This window comes from Thiomonas sp. OC7, from assembly GCF_900634595.1.
Lineage (GTDB): Bacteria > Pseudomonadota > Gammaproteobacteria > Burkholderiales > Burkholderiaceae_C > Thiomonas > Thiomonas arsenitoxydans.
Genome location: NZ_LR131953.1, coordinates 3,155,751 through 3,172,747, shown reverse-complemented (window position 1 = coordinate 3,172,747; position 16,997 = coordinate 3,155,751). Strand labels below are relative to the sequence as shown.

Genomic DNA, 16,997 nt, shown 5'->3' with positions numbered 1-16,997 from the left:
AAGCTGCTTACAAAAAAACGGGCCGAGGCCCGTTTTTTTATCGCCGTGGCGGCGGCAGATCGGTACAGCTGCACTCTGCTGCCTCAGCCGCCAGACCCACGGATTCGCCCAGTGTGGGATGCGGATGGATGGTGCGGCCGATGTCCACCGCGTCCGCCCCCATCTCGATCGCCAGGGCGATTTCGCTGATGAGGTCGCCCGCGTGGGTGCCGACAATACCGCCGCCGACGATGCGGTGCGTCGCCTTATCGAACAACAGCTTGGTGAAACCCTCGTCACGCCCGTTGGCGATAGCCCGACCCGATGCCGTCCACGGAAACAGCCCCTTGGTCACGGCGATGCCTTGCGCTTTGGCTGCGTCTTCGGTCAGGCCGACCCAGGCGATCTCCGGATCGGTATAGGCCACGCTGGGAATCACCCGCGCGTCGAAGGCCGACTTCGCCAGCGCGTCGTCGCCTTTGAGTTCGCCCGCGCACACCTCGGCGGCGACATGGCCCTCGTGCACCGCCTTGTGCGCCAGCATGGGCTGGCCGACGATGTCACCAATGGCATGGATGTGCGGCACGTTGGTGCGCAACTGCGCATCCACCGGAATGAATCCGCGCTCGTTCACCGCCACGCCGGCCTTGTCGGCCGCGATTTTGCGGCCATTGGGCGCGCGGCCCACGGCTTGCAGCACCAGGTCGTAGCGCTGCGGCTCGGTAGGAGCACCTTCGCCCTCAAACGTCACCCAGATGCCGTCGGGCTTGGCTTGGGCGGCCACCGTCTTGGTCTTGAGCATCATGCGGTCGAAGCGCTTGGCGTTGAGCTTCTGCCAGACCTTCACCAGATCGCGGTCGGCGCCGGGCATCAGACCATCGAGCATTTCCACCACATCCAAGCGCGCGCCCAGCGTGGAATACACCGTGCCCATCTCCAGCCCGATGATGCCGCCGCCGACGATGAGCATATTCTTCGGCGCCTGCTCCAGGGTGAGCGCGCCGGTTGAATCGACGATGCGCGGGTCATCGGGCAAGAAGGGCAGGCGCACCGCCTGCGAACCTGCGGCGATGATGGCGCGCTGAAAGCCCACCGTCTGCGTGGCGCCGGTCTTGTTTTGACCCTCGCCCTCGGTGAGTTCGACCTGCACATGGTGCGCGTCGATGAACGCCCCATAGCCGCGCACGACGGTGACCTTGCGCATTTTCGCCATGGCCGCCAGACCGCCGGTGAGCTTGCCCACCACCTTGCCTTTGTGCGCCGCCAGCTTGGCGAGATCGACCTTGGGCGCGCCGAATTCCACCCCGAGGTCGGCGAAATGCGCCGCTTCGTCCATGACTGCGGCCACATGCAGCAGCGCCTTGCTGGGTATGCAGCCGACGTTGAGGCACACGCCCCCCAAAGCGGCGTAACGCTCGACCAGCACCACCTTCAGGCCCAGGTCGGCGGCGCGAAATGCGGCGGAATATCCCCCGGGGCCAGCGCCGAGCACCAGCACGTCGCACTCCACATCGACCTTGCCAGAGAACGCGGCGGCAGCCTGCGGCGCGGGTGAGGTTTGTGGCGCCGTGTTTGTCGGCGAGGCGGCAGGCGCGGGCGGCGCGGGCGTAGTCTCGTCGATTGCCTGCGCACCCGCAGCGTCCAGCTCCAGCAAAACCGTGCCTTCGTTTACCTTGTCGCCCAGTTTCACCCGCAGCGCCTTCACCACGCCGGCGGCGCTGCTGGGGATCTCCATGCTGGCCTTGTCACTCTCCACCGTGACCAGCGATTGATCGACCGCAATCTGGTCTCCGGCCTTCACCAGAACCTCGATCACTTCCACATCCTTGAAGTCCCCGATATCGGGAACCTTGACTTCGATGATGGCCATATCGTGCTCCCGGTCAGATCAGCACACGCCGCAAATCGGCGAGCAACTCGCCGAGCACGGTGGTGAAGCGCGCGGCCATCGCCCCGTCGATGACGCGGTGGTCGTACGACAGCGAAAGCGGCAGCATCAGCCGTGGCTGGAACGCGGCGCCGTCCCAGACCGGTTTGATCTGCGATTTGGACAGCCCCAATATGGCCACTTCCGGCGCATTGATGATGGGCGTGAAGGCCGTTCCGCCCACACCGCCCAGGCTGGAAATGGTGAAGGTCGCACCCTGCATGTCTGAAGGCTTGAGCTTGCCTTCGCGCGCCGTCGCGGCCAGCTCGCCCATTTCCTTGGCGATTTGCGCCAGGCCCTTCTTGTCCACATCCTTGAGCACCGGCACGACCAGGCCTTGCGGCGTATCGGCCGCGAAACCCAGGTGGATGTAGTCCTTCAGAATGAGGTTCTCGCCGCTTTCATCGAGCGAACTATTGAATGCGGGCATTTGCTTGAGCACCGTCACGCAGGCTTTCATCACAAAGGCGAGCATGGTGAGCTTCACGCCTTGCTTAGCCATGCGTTCGTTGCTGCTCTTGCGGAATTCCTCCAGCTCGGTGATGTCGGCCTCGTCGAACTGGGTGACATGCGGAATCATCGCCCAGTTGCGCGCCAGATTGGGGCCCGAGAGCTTTTTGATGCGCGACAGCGGCTGGCTGCTGACCGGGCCGAACTTGGCAAAATCCACCTTGGGCCAGGGCAGGAGCGTGAGCCCGCCCAGGCTGGCCGCGCCCTTGCCCGCACCGACTCCCGCCACAGCCGCGGCCTGAGTCACGGTCTGGCCTGACATCACCGCCTTGACGAAGGCTTGCACATCCTCCGCGGTGATGCGGCCCTTGCTGCCGCTGCCCTTGACTTCCGCCAGCGGCACGCCGAGTTCACGCGCCAGCTTGCGCACACTCGGCGAAGCGTGCGGCAACAGCGCAGTGGTTGCTGCAGGCTCGTGCACCGGTAGCGCGGCGGTAGGCGGGGTGTGGTGACGCGGCTCAGAGGCGAAACCCACGCCAACCGCCGCAGGAGGCAGCGCGACCAGCGGCGATGCCTCGGGCTGCGCAGGCTCGGCTGCTGCCGGAACGACCGGAGCGGACGGAGCTTCTGCGGCGGGCGGTGCGTCGGCGGCGCCTGCGGCGTCGAGTTCGAGCAAAACCGTGCCTTCGTTCACCTTGTCGCCCAGCTTCACCCGCAGCGCCTTCACCACGCCGGCTGCGCTGCTGGGGATCTCCATGCTGGCCTTGTCACTCTCCACCGTGACCAGCGATTGATCAACCGCGATCTTATCTCCGGCCTTGACCAGAACCTCGATCACTTCCACATCCTTGAAGTCCCCGATATCGGGAACCTTGACCTCGACGACGGCCATGTTGGGTGTCTCCTGTTGTGTGTGCGTTCGGCGGTCGTTCAGGCGTAGAGCGAGAACACCTTCTCCGTGTCGATGCCGTACTTGGCAATGGCCTCGGTGAGCTTGGCCGCAGGCAGCGCGCCCTCATCGACCAGACCGCGCAGCGCAGCCAGCACGATGTAGTGGCGATCGACCTCGAAGTGGCGACGCAGCTCGGTGCGGGTATCCGAGCGGCCGAAGCCGTCGGTGCCCAGCACCCGGTAGTTGCGTCCCTTGGGCAGGAAGGGACGGATTTGTTCAGCGAACAGGCGCACATAGTCGGTGCTGGCCACCACCGGGCCTGCGTGCTTGTCGAGCTGCTGGGTGACGAAGGGCACGCGCGGCTTGTCGGTCGGGTGCAGCAGGTTCCAGCGCTCGGCGGCCTTGCCATCACGCGCCAGTTCGTTGAAGCTCGGGCAGCTCCACACGTCGGCGGCGACGCCCCAGTCGCTTTCCAGCAGTTCCTGCGCCGCCAGACTTTCGCGCAGGATGGAACCGGAGCCGAGCAACTGCACGCGCTGCTTGACCTCGGCCTTGCCCGGCTTGCACAGGTACATGCCCTTGAGAATCTGCTCTTCGGTGCCCGGCTGCAGCCCGGGTTGGGCGTAGTTTTCGTTGAGCAGGGTCAGGTAATAGAACACGTTCTCCTGATTCTCGACCATGCGCTTGAGACCCGCATGCAGGATGACGGCCACCTCGTGGGCGAAGGTCGGGTCGTAGCTGATGCAGTTGGGCACGTTGGCGGCCATGACCTGGCTGTGGCCGTCTTCGTGCTGCAGCCCTTCGCCGTTGAGCGTGGTGCGCCCGGAGGTGCCGCCCAGCAGGAAGCCGCGCGCCAACATGTCGCCCGCGGCCCAGATCAGGTCGCCGATGCGCTGGAAGCCGAACATCGAATAGAAGATGTAGAACGGAATGGTGATGCGGTTGCTGTGCGAGTAGCTGGTGGCCGAGGCGATCCACGAGCACATGCCGCCCGCTTCGTTGATGCCTTCCTGCAGGATCTGGCCCTGTTTGTCTTCGCGGTAATACATCACCTCGCCACGATCGACCGGGGTGTATTTCTGTCCTTCCGGCGCGTAGATGCCGATCTGCCGGTACAGCCCTTCCATGCCGAAGGTACGGGTTTCGTCCACCAGAATGGGCACGACGCGCGGGCCCAGCGTCTTGTCGCGCAGCAGTTGGTTGAGGCAGCGCACATAAGCCTGGGTGGTGGAGATTTCGCGGCCCTCGGCCGTGGCTTCGAGCATGGGCTGGAAAATCTCTTTCAGATCGGGCACGGGCAGATGTTCGTCGGCCTTTTCGCGGCGCTGCGGCAGCGGGCCGCCCAGGGCCTTGCGACGCTCCATCAGGTACTTCATTTCCGGCGTGTCGTCGGCCGGCTTGAAGAACGGCAGCTTGGGCAGTTCGCTGTCGGGCACCGGGATGTTGAAACGGTCGCGGAATTCGCGAATGTCTTCATCGGTGAGCTTTTTGACCTGGTGCGCCACATTGCGCGCCTCGGCCGCGCGGCCCATGCCATAGCCCTTGATGGTCTTGACCAGCAGCACCGTGGGGCCGCCCTGATGGTTGGCCGCAGCGTGGAAGGCGGCATAGACTTTTTGCGGATCGTGGCCGCCGCGGTTCAGGCGCCAGATGTCTTCGTCGCTCATGTGCTCGACCATCTTGAGCAGGCGCGGGTCGCGGCCGAAAAAATGCTTGCGCACGAAGGCGCCGTCATTGGCCTTCATCGCCTGATAGTCGCCGTCGAGCACATCCATCATCACCTGACGCAGGATGCCGTCTTTGTCGCGCGCCAGCAGCGGGTCCCAGTAAGAGCCCCAGATGAGTTTGATGACGTTCCAGCCCGAGCCGCGGAACTCGCCTTCGAGTTCCTGGATGATCTTGCCGTTGCCGCGCACCGGGCCGTCGAGGCGCTGTAGATTGCAGTTGATGACGAACACCAGGTTGTCGAGTTTTTCGCGCGCCGCCAGCCCCACGGCGCCGAGCGCCTCGGGCTCGTCCATTTCACCGTCGCCGCAGAAAGCCCAGACCTTGCGCTTGGAGGTATCGGCAATGCCGCGGGCGTGCAGATACTTGAGATAGCGCGCCTGGTAGATCGCCATGATCGGCCCCAGCCCCATGCTCACTGTTGAGAATTGCCAGAAGTTCGGCATCAACTTGGGGTGGGGGTAGCTCGACAGCCCTTTGCCGCCGACTTCTTGGCGGAAATGCAGGAGCTGCTCTTCCGTCAACCGCCCTTCCATATAGGCACGGGCGTAGATGCCCGGCGCGCTATGGCCCTGAAAGTAAATCAGATCACCGCCGTGCTCGGCTGTGGGCGCGTGCCAGAAATGGTTGAAGCCGGTGCCATACATGGTGGCCAGCGATGCGAACGAGGCCATATGCCCGCCCAGATCGCCTCCATCGGCCGGGTGCAGACGGTTGGCATGAACCACCATCGCCATGGCGTTCCAGCGCATGTAGGCGCGCAGCCGCTCCTCGATCTCGACATTGCCCGGGCTGCGCACCTCGTCGTCGGTGGCAATGGTGTTGACGTAGGCGGTGTTGGCCGAGAAGGGCACGTCCACGCCGTTCTGCCGCGCTTCGGCGATCAGCGATTCGAGGACGAAATGCGCCCGCTGCGGGCCTTCGGCAGCGATCAGCGCGTCCAGCGCATCCAGCCACTCTCGGGTTTCCTGGGGATCGGCATCTCCCGCGGCGGCGGAAAGTGAGCTGGGTTGCATCTCGGGTAAGGCAGCCATCATGTTCTCCTCATGAATTTGTGGCGCAGTATCGCAAACAATTTTTCAAATCACAAGATTTGATTTCGCATCGTGAAATTAACGGCGCGGTTTTGCCCGATTTCTTTCACCCATCTGCCTCGTTTGAAGATCGAACTGCGTCAACGCAAAATCTGCTGGTCAACTCAACGACCGGGCGGTTCTCGACAAAACGCAGGGCCGACATTTGAGGGCTCTGTGTTCCAGACACTCTAGACTGCTCCTGTGAATCCTTCAAAGCACGTTTCCACTTTCCGCCGCCGCAGTTGGCCGCAGCGCTTCGGGCTGTTGCGCGCGCGCGCTGCTGCGGCGCATGCAGTCCGACCGTGTGCTGCTAGTGCTGCCTCTTGTCGTCTTCATTCTGTTTCTGGCGGCCATGGCCGCGCTGGTGAGCTATTCGCAGCAGGCCGACCTGCAACGCGACAAAGACAATTTGCAGCGCGATAGCGAATGGGCGCAGCAACGCATCAGCCTCGACCTCACCCTCGCGCAGGACCAAGTGCAGGCCATCGCCAACAACCTCTCCTTGCATGAAGACCGACCCGGGCCGTTCGACGTGCAGGCGCTGCGCTTGCTGCGACGCTATCCGCAGTTGCTTTTGGTGTACTACGCACATCCCGATGGCGCCGTGGTGTTCAAAAAAGGCAACCCCAACCTCGCCATCGAGCAGATCGCCACCTTGGTGGGCAAGACCCTCAAGCGCGCCAACAGCCTGCAACTCATGCAGCAGGCGCTGGTCAGTCAGCGCACCGCGTACTCAACACCCTTCAAGGGCGCCGACAACGGCTGGCTGCTCGAAACCGCCACGCCGGTGGTGCGCAACGACCAGCTCGCCGGCGTGGTGGGCGTGGTGTACTCCGTCGATGGCATCTTGCGCAACTCGGTGCCGGAAGACCTCAATGCCAGCTATGCCGTTTCGCTCCTCGGCCCCGACAACCAGTTGCTCGACAGCGCTTCAAGCCAGCCCATACGCGACAAGGCGCTGCAGTACCGCGCGCCCCTGCCCCCGTTCGAGCCCGGGCTGGTGCTGCAGGTCAGCAGCTATCGCAGCAGCCCGAGCTGGACGACCAAGGGCCTGTACTGGAGCGTGTTCCTGCTGTCGGCGCTCACCCTGTGGACGCTATTGACGAGCTGGAACCAGCTGCGCCAACGCCTAAGCGCACAAGAGGCGCTCACCCGCGAAACCGCCTTTCGCCGCGCCATCGAAAACTCGCTCTCCACCGGCATGCAGGCGGTGGACATGCAGGGCCGCATTCAATATGTCAACCTGTCGTTCTGCCGCATGACCGGCTTTGAAGACAGCGACCTGATCGGCAGCCAGCCGCCCTACCCCTACTGGCCCGCGCAACAAGGCGCTGAAATGGCCCTGGCCATTCAGCAAAGCCTCGATGGCCTGGCGCCACCCTCGGGATTCGCGCTGAAAATCCGCCGCAAGAACGGCAGCGAGTTCGACGCGCGGGTCTATGTCTCGCCGCTGATCGACGTGCGCGAAAAGCAGACGGGCTGGATCATGTCGGTCACCGACATCACCGAGCCCACCCGCATCCGCCAGGAACTCGCCGCCTCGCACGAGCGTTTCGTCGCCGTGCTCGAAGGGCTGGACGCCGCGGTGTCGGTGATCTCGCTGGGCACCGAAGAACCGCTGTTCGCCAACAAGCTCTACCGCCAGTGGTTCGGCGCGTCGGTGCATGGCCACCTCATGCTCAATGGCGGGCAGATGACCTCGGTGGCCGACGACGATCATGTCGACACCGTCGACTCGTTTGCCGGCCTGCCCGCCGACGAAATCCTCGACGGCCACTCCAACGCGCATGAAACCCACGTCGAAGCGCTCGACCGCTGGTTCGACGTGCGCCAGCGCTATATGCAATGGGTGGACGGCCGGGTGGCCCAGTTGCTGATCGCCACCGATATCACCCCCCGCAAGCGCGCCGAGGAAACCGCGCGCAAGCAGGAAGAAAAGGCCCAGATCACCAGCCGACTGATCACCATGGGCGAGATGGCCTCGTCGCTGGCGCACGAGCTCAACCAGCCGCTCACCGCCATCAGCAACTATTCCTCGGGCATGATCGCCCGCGTCAAGACCCACGGCATGACCCAGCAGGAATTGATCGATGCGCTGGAAAAAACCGGGCGGCAGGCGCAGCGGGCCGCCGGGGTCATCAAACGGGTGCGCGATTTTGTGAAAAAGAGCGAGCCCGCGCGGGTGTCATGCCGCGTACAGGACATTGTGCGCAACACCCTGGAACTGGCCGAAATCGAGCTCACCCGGCGCAATGTGCGGCTGCTTAACTTCGTCGCTCCCGGCATTCCCACGCTGTACGCCGATCCGATTCTGATCGAGCAGGTGCTGCTCAACCTGCTGCGCAATGCGGCCGAATCGGTGGACAAGGCCGGGCGGCAAGGCAATCTGCGCAGCATCGAGCTCAAGATCATGTCGGATGCCGAGCGGGTGACTTTCACCGTCAAAGATCACGGCACCGGCATCGATGAAGCCGTGATGGAGCGACTGTTCGAAGCCTTCTACACCACCAAGGCCGAAGGCCTGGGCATCGGCCTGAACATCTGCCGCTCGATCATCGAGTATCACCAGGGCCGTCTCTGGGCCGAGAATTATTACAATCAGTCGGTGATTGCCGGATGCCTCTTCAGCTTCACCCTGCCGCTCGGAGCCCCCAAAGAGCGGCCTCGGCCACCGGGTCCCTCCGGCGATTCCGCGCATCCCGACTTCCTTCCGTCCCGCTTGTGATCCCCGGCCACTGAAGCCCCACTTCTCATCACTTCCCCATCCTTCTCGATTGCTCATGAAAACAGCCAACAAAGGTACCGTGTATGTGGTGGATGACGACGAGGCCGTGCGCGATTCGCTGCAGTGGCTGCTCGAAGGCAACGACTACCGCGTGCGCTGCTTCGAATCCGCCGAAAGTTTCCTCACCCGTTTCGACCCGCGCGAAGTCGCCTGCCTCATCGTCGACGTGCGCATGCCCGGCATGAACGGCCTGGAGCTGCAAGATGAATTGCTGCATCGTGGCTGCAGCATGCCGCTGGTGTTCATCACCGGTCATGGCGATGTGCCGATGGCGGTGGACACCATGAAAAAGGGCGCAATCGACTTCATCGAAAAACCGTTCAACGAAGTCGTGCTGCGCGACCTCGTCGATCGCATGCTGCAGAAAGCGCGTCTGACCGCCGATCAGCAGCAGGCCGAAGCCAGCCGCGGCGCCCTGCTGGGCCGACTCACTGCGCGCGAGTCGCAGGTGCTCGAACGCATCGTGGCCGGGCGGCTGAACAAGCAAATCGCCGACGATCTCAACATCAGCATCAAGACCGTTGAAGCGCACCGTGCCAACATCATGGAAAAGCTCAACGTCAGCACCGTGGCCGATCTGCTCAAGATTGCGCTCGGCGCACCGAAATAAATCCATCCCCTCCCCATGCACCACGCCCGCACCACGCGGGCGTGGTGCATTTTTCCAAGCCCATTCCCATGACAGCCCAACGCATCGACGGTCTCGCCCTCTCCGCCCAAATCCGCCAGCAGGTCGCGCAGCGCGCGCAGACCTGCACCGCTGCGGGACATCGCCCCGGCCTCGCCGTCATTCTGGTGGGCGACAGCCCGGCCAGCCAGGTCTATGTGCGCAACAAAATCAAGGCCTGCGAGCAGACCGGCATCCACTCGGTGCTGGAGCAATACGCCGCCGACCTGCAAGAGGCCGCGCTGCTGGAGCGCATCGCCGCGCTCAACGCCGATCCGGCGATCCACGGCATCCTGGTGCAATTGCCCCTGCCCCGCCACATCGACGCCAACAAGGTGATCGAAGCCATTGCACCGACCAAGGACGTGGACGGCTTCCACGTCGCCAGCGCAGGTGCGTTGATGGTGGGACAGCCCGGCTTCAAGCCCTGCACGCCCTATGGCTGCATGAAAATGCTCGAATCCATCGGCCTGCGCGATCTGCGCGGCAAGTCGGCGGTGGTGGTGGGCCGCTCGAACATTGTCGGCAAGCCGATGGCCTTGATGCTGCTGGCGGCCAATGCGACGGTCACCATCGCGCACAGCGGCACGGCCGATCTGGCTGCGGTGTGCCGCCAGGCCGATATTCTGGTGGCCGCCGTCGGGCGTGAAAACCTGATCACCGCCGACATGGTCAAGCCCGGCGCCGTGGTGATCGACGTGGGCATGAACCGCAACGCAACGGGCAAGCTCTGCGGCGATGTGGATTTCGACGGTGTCAGCGAAGTCGCCGGCTGGATCACCCCGGTGCCCGGCGGCGTCGGGCCCATGACCATTGCGATGCTGCTGGTCAATACCCTGGAGTCGTGCGAGCGAGCCCACGCCCGCCCATAATTTCAGCCTCGTCCCCGACCCGACTTGATGCACCGACCGACGCCATGACGCTTGCTCTGCCCGCCAACAACCCGCTGTGTGATTTTCGCGATCTTCCCGACTACGCCGCAGTAAAACCCGAGCACATCGAGCCGGCGCTCGACGCGCTGATTCAGGCAGCGGAGCAAACGCTGGATCAGGTCACCGCACCCGCCACTGCTCCCACCTGGGCCGCCGTGGTGGAGCCGCTGGAGCGCGCCACCGAACATCTGGGCCGCGCCTGGGGTGTCGTCGGTCACCTCAACGCCGTGGCCGACACCCCCGCCCTGCGCGCCGCCTACAACGCCATGCTGCCCAAGGTCACCGAGTTCTGGACCCGGCTGGGCCAGAACGAGGGGCTGCTGCGGCAATATCGGGCGCTGCACGACAGCGCCGAATTTTCCCGCCTCAGCCCGACGCGCCAGCGCATCATCGAGCACGCTTTGCGTGACTTCCGCTTGAGCGGTGCGCTGCTCGAAGGCCCCGCCCGCAGCCGCTACGCCGAAATTCAGGAGCGCCTGGCCGCACTCAGCCAAACCTTCTCCGAACACGTGCTTGATGCCACAGCGGCCTATGCCGAATACGTTGGCGAAGAACAAACCGCTGGCATTCCTGCCGACGCCCTGCAGGCCGCGCGCGAAGCCGCCGAGCGCGACGGCAAACCCGGCTACAAATTTACCCTGCACTATCCGTCGTACATGCCCGTGCTGCAGCACGGCGAACACCGCCCGCTGCGCGAACGCCTGTACCGCGCCTATGTCACCCGTGCCAGCGAGCTGGGCGATGAAAAGTTCGACAACTCTGCCGTCATGGCTGAAATTCTCGCCCTGCGCGACGAAGAAGCCCGTCTGCTCGGCTACGCCAACTACGCCGAAGTCTCGCTGGTGCCCAAAATGGCCGACACCCCGGAGCAGGTGCTGCACTTTCTGCGCGACCTCGCCGCCCGCGCCCGTCCCTTCGCCCAGCGCGACCTCGACACCCTGCGCACCTTTGCGCAAACAGCGCTTGGCCTAGCCTCGCTCGAAGCCTGGGACATCGCCTGGGCCTCCGAGAAACTGCGGCAGTCGCATTACGCCCTGTCGGAACAGGAAGTGCGGCAATATTTCACCCTGCCCACCGTCATCGCCGGGCTGTTCCGCGTGATCGAAACCCTGTTCGGCGTGAAGCTGCAGCGGGTGGAGGGCGACATTCACGCTTGGCATCCTGACGCCGAGCTGTATCGCATCGAAAACACCGAGGGTCGCAGCGTCGGCCTTTTCTACCTCGATCTTTACGCCCGCGACGGCAAACGCTCGGGCGCGTGGATGGATCATGTGCGTTCGCGCTGGCTGCACGCAGATGGCACGCTGCAAACCCCGGTCGCCACCCTCACCTGCAACTTTCCCTCGCCCGTGGGCGGCAAGCCCGCCCTGCTGAGCCACGACGACGTGCAGACCCTGTTCCACGAATTTGGCCACGGGCTGCACCACATGCTCACCCAGGTCGACGACATCGCCGTGTCGGGCATCTCTGGCGTCGAATGGGACGCGGTGGAGCTGCCCAGCCAACTGATGGAAAACTTCTGCTGGGAATGGGAAGTGCTGCGTTTTCTCACCCATCATGTGGAAACCGGCCAAGCCATGCCGCGCGCCTTGTTCGACAAAATGCTGGCCGCGAAAAACTTCCAGTCGGGCATGCAGACCCTGCGTCAGGTCGAGTTTTCGCTGCTCGATATGCGCCTGCACCACGATTTGCGCACCTATACCCCCGAAGCGATTGAAGCGCTGGTGGCCGAGAACCGCGACGAAGTCGCCGTGCTGAAGCCGCCGTCGTTCAACCGCTTCGTCAACAGCTTCTCCCACATCTTCGCCGGGGGCTACGCAGCGGGCTACTACAGCTACAAATGGGCTGAAGTGCTGTCGGCCGACGCCTTTGAGCGCTTCGAACAAGAAGGTCCGCTCAGTCCGCAAGTGGGCAAGAGCTATCAGCAAGCCATTCTCGCCGTGGGCGGAAGCCGCGATGCCATCGACTCGTTCAAAGCCTTCCGTGGCCGCGAGCCGCGCATCGATGCCCTGCTCCGCCACAGCGGTATGACGGCTGAAGCGGCTGAAGTCGCCTGAGCGCACGCGATGGCCCCGAACCCGTCCCGCCGCCTGTGGCGAAAACACCGCGCTCGCAGCCCAGCCTGGGCGCAGCCGTGGCACACTTGCAGCTTGTCTTGGCCCTTGCTGCACAGAACGATGAAACGACTGACGAAACGAACTTCGCGCCACGCCCTCGTGTTTTCCGCCGCATTGGCGCTCGGCCTGACCGCGGGCACGCCCGCCTGGGCGATTTACAAGATCGTCGGCCCGGACGGCTCGGTTACCTTCAGCGATGTACCGCCCAGCAGCACGCAGGGCAAGGCTGTGCAGTCGTTGTCGGCCAACGGCAATGCGACGCCCAGCAGCTTTGTCGGCTTTCCCGTCGCGTTGCGTGAAGCGGCGCGCAAATACCCCGTCACGCTCTACACCGCGCCGCAATGCGAGGCCTGCGATGCCGCACGCGACTACCTGCAACAGCGCGGCATTCCCTTCGCCGAAAAAACCATCACGACCAATGCCGACATCAAGGCCTACAAGGCTTTGTCGAACGGCAGCGACCAGCTCCCGCTGGTGATCATCGGCAGCACCAAACTGAGCACCGGTTTCAGTTCCAGCAATTGGGACGTCGCGCTCGATGCTGCAGGCTATCCGAAGAAGAGCGAACTGCCGCGCGACTACGTGCGTCCGCAGCCCGTGGCGCTGGTGCCTCCCACAGCCCAGAAAGCTTCGGCCCCCGGACAAAAGCGCGTGCCGACCGAACCTTCCGTGCTGCCACCGCCAAACCCGAACGCCCCCAAGGGCTTTCAGTTTTAGTCAGAGAATTAGTCAGACAAAATCGCGCCGCTGCACACCCTCGGCAGTGCCGATCAGGGCGACGTTGGCGGCGCGCAGTGCGAACAGGCCCACGGTCACCACACCCGGAATCTGGTTCACACGGGTTTCAAATTCGCGCGGCTGCGCAATCTCCAGGCCGTGAACGTCCAGAATCAGATTGCCGTTATCGGTCACGTAGCCTGAACGCTCGCGCGGATCGCCCCCCAGGGCACGCAACCGGCGCGCCACCAGTTCCCGCGCCATCGGCACGACTTCGACCGGCAAAGGAAATTTACCCAGCACCGGCACCAGCTTGCTTTGATCGACGATGCAGATGAAGCGCTCTGCGGCCTCGGCGATGATTTTTTCGCGCGTCAGCGCGCCGCCGCCGCCTTTGATCATCGCGCCCGAGGCGTCGATTTCGTCGGCGCCATCGACATAGACCGAAAGCTGCGCCACCTCGTTGAGGTCATACACCGTGATGCCATGCGCGCGCAGGCGCTCGGTGGAACGCTCGGAGCTCGACACCGCGCCTTTGATCTGGTGCTTGATGCCAGCCAGGGCGTCGATGAAAAAATTCACTGTCGAGCCCGTGCCAACTCCGATGATTTCGCCCTGCGGCACCTGAGTGAGCGCGGCCGCGGCGACCTGCTGTTTGAGTTCGTCTTGCGTCATGTCGGGTCTTCACGAAAAATGTCAGTCTTCATTATCGCTGCGCCGCCCTGTGCTCAGCGACCTCGTCTGCTCTCCATGCCGCTCTCCTATCCGCTGATTCGCCCTATTTTGTTCCGCCTCAATCCAGAATGGTCGCATCACCTCACGCTGAGCGGCATCCGCATGGCGCATTCTGCCGGTCTGTCGATTCTGTACGCCCATGCGCCGGTACACGATCCGGTGGAACTGCTGGGCTTGCGCTTTGCCAATCGCGTCGGTCTGGCCGCCGGGCTCGACAAAAATGGCGAGGCGATCGACGCTCTCGCGGCGATGGGTTTTGGTTTTGTCGAGGTCGGCACGGTCACTCCCCGCGCCCAGCCCGGCAACCCCAAGCCGCGCATGTTCCGGCTGCCGCAGGCGCAGGCGCTGATCAATCGCATGGGGTTCAACAATGCCGGGCTGGAGGCTTTTTTGCGTCATGTGCGCCGCAGCCATCGCCCCGTGCCCATCGGCCTGAACATCGGCAAGAACGCCAGCACCCCGGTCGAGCACGCGCTCGACGACTACCGGCTGGGCCTGGAAGGGGTGTACACCCAGGCCGACTATGTCAGCATCAATATTTCGTCGCCCAACACCCGCAACCTTCGCCAGTTGCAAACCGACGCCGCCCTGCAGGGCCTGCTGCAAGGCCTCGCCGCCACGCGCGAGCGCCTGCGGCAACAGCATGGCCGCCATGTGCCCATGCTGCTGAAAATCGCCCCCGACCTTGAAGACGCCGACATCGACGTCATCGCCGATCAGTTGCTGACGCATGGCCTCGATGGCGTCATCGCCACCAACACCACGCTGGCGCGCGACGCCGTGGCCGGGCTGGCCCATGCGCATGAAGCGGGTGGACTGAGCGGGGCGCCGGTACGCGCCGCCTCGACCCGGGTGATTGCGCGGCTGCGCCAGCGTCTGGGCCACAACGTGCCGATCATCGGTGTCGGCGGCATTATGAGCGGGGCCGACGCGGTCGAAAAACTGCGCGCGGGCGCCGATCTGGTTCAGCTCTACACCGGCTTGATCTACCGCGGCCCGGAACTGGTGGGCGAGTGCGCCAAGGCGCTCGCGCTTGAAGCCAGCCGAGGGGAGTAAGCCTGAACCCCTGGCCCCGAGAAGACGGCCAAAATAAAAGCGCCTGCAAAGTCGATTGCAGGCGCTTTTATTGGAAAAGTTTGGCGCGAAAAAAGCGCCAAAAATAAAAAAGCGTTGAAAAAGCGCTTATTTTTGCTTCAGGCGGGTTTTGTTGGCAGTGATGTGCTCATAGATTTCGCGCGACCGCTGGGAGAGCGGTCTGCCAAACCCTTCACGCCAGGGTGAAGACACTTTCACTTGAGGCCGCTTGCGGAATGTGGAGGCCACTTCCTCGGCGTTCTGCATCATCAAATCCCAGGGATCTGCCGATTTTGTGGTGGTGGAGGAGTTTGACTCTTCGAGTTCAACACCGTTGGTTTTGCCTGTGGTCGTCGCTTTTGCCACGTTTACCCCTCTGATGGAACTGTGGGACAACACTGTCTGCCGCATACCACATGCAACAGAAAAATTGCCCCGTTAAACACCCAACAATTATAACCGGAAGTAAGCTTCAGCGCCTACTTTGACCCGGCAACCGGATTGAATCAGCCGAGATATTTTTCGAGGCGCTGCACGACGGTGTCCCGTCCGAGCAAGGCCAGCACCGCGTCAACAGCGGGGGTCTGCTGTCGGCCGGTGACCATCAAGCGCACGGGCATGGCCAGTTGCGGCATTTTCAGGCCATGCTGTTTGAGCACGCTTTTGAGGGCTGCACTGATCGCTTCGCGCGACCAGTCGTGAAGGGCGGTGAGCTGGGCCAGAAAATCCGCCGCGGCCGCCTTTCCCTGCGCACCGAGATGCTGCTCAAGCGCAGCGGCGTCGGGCGCGGTGGGGCGATAGAACAACAGGGTTTGCTGGGCCAGTTCGGGTAGCGTCTGGGCGCGGTCGTGCAGCAGGGCGCAAACCGCCGCGAGATCAGGCGTTTGGTGGGCAATGCCGTCCTTGTCCAGCAAGGGACGCACGAGTGCGGCCAGTTCCTCCGCCGGGGTGTGCTTGATGTAATGCGCGTTCACCCAGCGCAGTTTGGCCTCATCGAACTGCGCTGGCGAGCTGCCCAGGTGGTCGAGATCGAACCACTCCAGAAACTGGGCGCGCGAAAAAATCTCCGCATCGCCATGCGACCAACCCAGCCGCGCCAGATAGTTCACCACCGCATCGGGCAGATAGCCTTCGTCGCGGTACTGCAGCACGCTCTTGGCGCCATTGCGTTTGGAAAGTTTCTCGCCCTGCTCGTTGAGCACGGTGGGCAGGTGGGCATAGCGCGGGGGCTTGGCGCCCAAGGCCTGGAAGATGTGCAGTTGCCGAGGCGTGTTGTTGACGTGATCGTCGCCGCGGATCACATCGGTAATCTGCATGTCGATGTCGTCCACCACCACGCAGAAGTTGTAGGTCGGTGTGCCGTCGGGGCGGGCAACGACGAGATCGTCGAGTTCTTCGTTGCGAATCTCGACCCGGCCTTTGACAAAATCATGCCAGGCCACGACGCCAGTGGTCGGCGTCTTGAAGCGCCACACCGGCTGCACGCCTTCGGGAATCGGCGGCAGCACCTTGCCGGGCTCCGGCCGCCAGGTGCCGTCGTAGCGGGGCTTTTGCTTGGCGGCGAGTTGCTGCTCGCGCAGGGCATCGAGCTCGGCGGTGGACATATAGCAGGGATACACCATGCCAGACTGCCGCAATTGGTCGAGCACCTCGCGGTAACGCGGCATGCGCTGCATTTGATAGAACGGGCCTTCGTCATAATCGAGCCCGAGCCAGTCCATTGCCTGCAGGATGACTTGCACGGCTTCTTCGGACGAACGTTCGGTATCCGTGTCTTCAATGCGCAGAATGAAGTCGCCGCCGTGGTGCCGCGCGTATGCCCACGGATAGAGCGCTGATCGGATATTGCCCAGATGGATGAATCCGGTCGGGCTGGGAGCGAAGCGGGTACGAACGCGGTGCGGCTGGGTGGTCATCGTCG

The 16,997-nt window shown here is 63.5% G+C and carries 12 protein-coding genes; 6 read left to right on the top strand and 6 right to left on the bottom strand.

Going from position 1 to position 16,997, the window contains the following annotated elements; genetic code table 11:
- Nucleotides 1-37: 37 nt before the first annotated feature.
- From lpdA to aceE, 3 genes are read right to left on the bottom strand one after another with little or no spacing between them, the layout of a single operon-like run.
- Entirely contained in the window at nt 38-1,849 is a 1,812-nt protein-coding gene (lpdA, locus tag BIO17B3_RS15195) for a dihydrolipoyl dehydrogenase (protein ID WP_156054667.1), read from the bottom strand.
- 13 nt (nt 1,850-1,862) lie between these two features.
- Complete coding sequence (aceF, locus tag BIO17B3_RS15190) at nt 1,863-3,248, bottom strand: dihydrolipoyllysine-residue acetyltransferase (protein ID WP_156054666.1); 1,386 nt, start codon at nt 3,246-3,248, stop codon at nt 1,863-1,865.
- 38 nt (nt 3,249-3,286) lie between these two features.
- A complete protein-coding gene (gene aceE, locus BIO17B3_RS15185; RefSeq protein ID WP_156054665.1) occupies nt 3,287-6,007 on the bottom strand; it encodes a pyruvate dehydrogenase (acetyl-transferring), homodimeric type in 2,721 nt (906 codons plus the stop codon).
- Between the two features lie 331 nt (nt 6,008-6,338).
- Here aceE and BIO17B3_RS15180 point away from each other — a divergent pair, with 331 nt between their 5' ends.
- From BIO17B3_RS15180 to BIO17B3_RS15160, 5 genes are all read left to right on the top strand, one after another.
- Nucleotides 6,339-8,774 carry a PAS domain S-box protein gene (locus BIO17B3_RS15180; protein ID WP_156054664.1) on the top strand — a complete coding sequence of 812 codons (2,436 nt, stop codon included), beginning with the start codon at nt 6,339-6,341 and terminating at the stop codon, nt 8,772-8,774.
- Between the two features lie 55 nt (nt 8,775-8,829).
- Complete coding sequence (locus tag BIO17B3_RS15175; protein WP_013106583.1) at nt 8,830-9,444, top strand: response regulator transcription factor; 615 nt, start codon at nt 8,830-8,832, stop codon at nt 9,442-9,444.
- A gap of 68 nt (nt 9,445-9,512) precedes the next feature.
- Nucleotides 9,513-10,373 carry a bifunctional methylenetetrahydrofolate dehydrogenase/methenyltetrahydrofolate cyclohydrolase FolD gene (folD, locus tag BIO17B3_RS15170; protein ID WP_156054663.1) on the top strand — a complete coding sequence of 287 codons (861 nt, stop codon included), beginning with the start codon at nt 9,513-9,515 and terminating at the stop codon, nt 10,371-10,373.
- 44 nt (nt 10,374-10,417) lie between these two features.
- Nucleotides 10,418-12,490 (top strand): M3 family metallopeptidase, encoded by a 2,073-nt coding sequence (locus BIO17B3_RS15165; RefSeq protein ID WP_156054662.1) that lies wholly within the window; start codon nt 10,418-10,420, stop codon nt 12,488-12,490.
- Between the two features lie 120 nt (nt 12,491-12,610).
- Entirely contained in the window at nt 12,611-13,267 is a 657-nt protein-coding gene (locus BIO17B3_RS15160; protein ID WP_156054661.1) for a glutaredoxin family protein, read from the top strand.
- A 12-nt stretch (nt 13,268-13,279) separates the two neighbouring features.
- On the opposite strand, the gene rpiA is transcribed toward BIO17B3_RS15160, so the two are convergent.
- A complete protein-coding gene (gene rpiA / locus BIO17B3_RS15155) occupies nt 13,280-13,942 on the bottom strand; it encodes a ribose-5-phosphate isomerase RpiA (protein WP_156054660.1) in 663 nt (220 codons plus the stop codon).
- Between the two features lie 75 nt (nt 13,943-14,017).
- Between rpiA and BIO17B3_RS15150 the strand changes: the two genes are divergently transcribed.
- Nucleotides 14,018-15,058, top strand: a complete 1,041-nt coding sequence (locus BIO17B3_RS15150) for a quinone-dependent dihydroorotate dehydrogenase (RefSeq protein ID WP_156054659.1) — start codon at nt 14,018-14,020, stop codon at nt 15,056-15,058.
- A gap of 126 nt (nt 15,059-15,184) precedes the next feature.
- Here BIO17B3_RS15150 and BIO17B3_RS15145 read toward each other — a convergent pair whose 3' ends face one another.
- Nucleotides 15,185-15,442 (bottom strand): hypothetical protein, encoded by a 258-nt coding sequence (locus BIO17B3_RS15145; protein WP_013123851.1) that lies wholly within the window; start codon nt 15,440-15,442, stop codon nt 15,185-15,187.
- Nucleotides 15,443-15,582: 140 nt separating this feature from the next.
- Nucleotides 15,583-16,992, bottom strand: a complete 1,410-nt coding sequence (gltX, locus tag BIO17B3_RS15140) for a glutamate--tRNA ligase (RefSeq protein WP_156054658.1) — start codon at nt 16,990-16,992, stop codon at nt 15,583-15,585.
- Between the last annotated feature and the right edge of the window lie 5 nt (nt 16,993-16,997).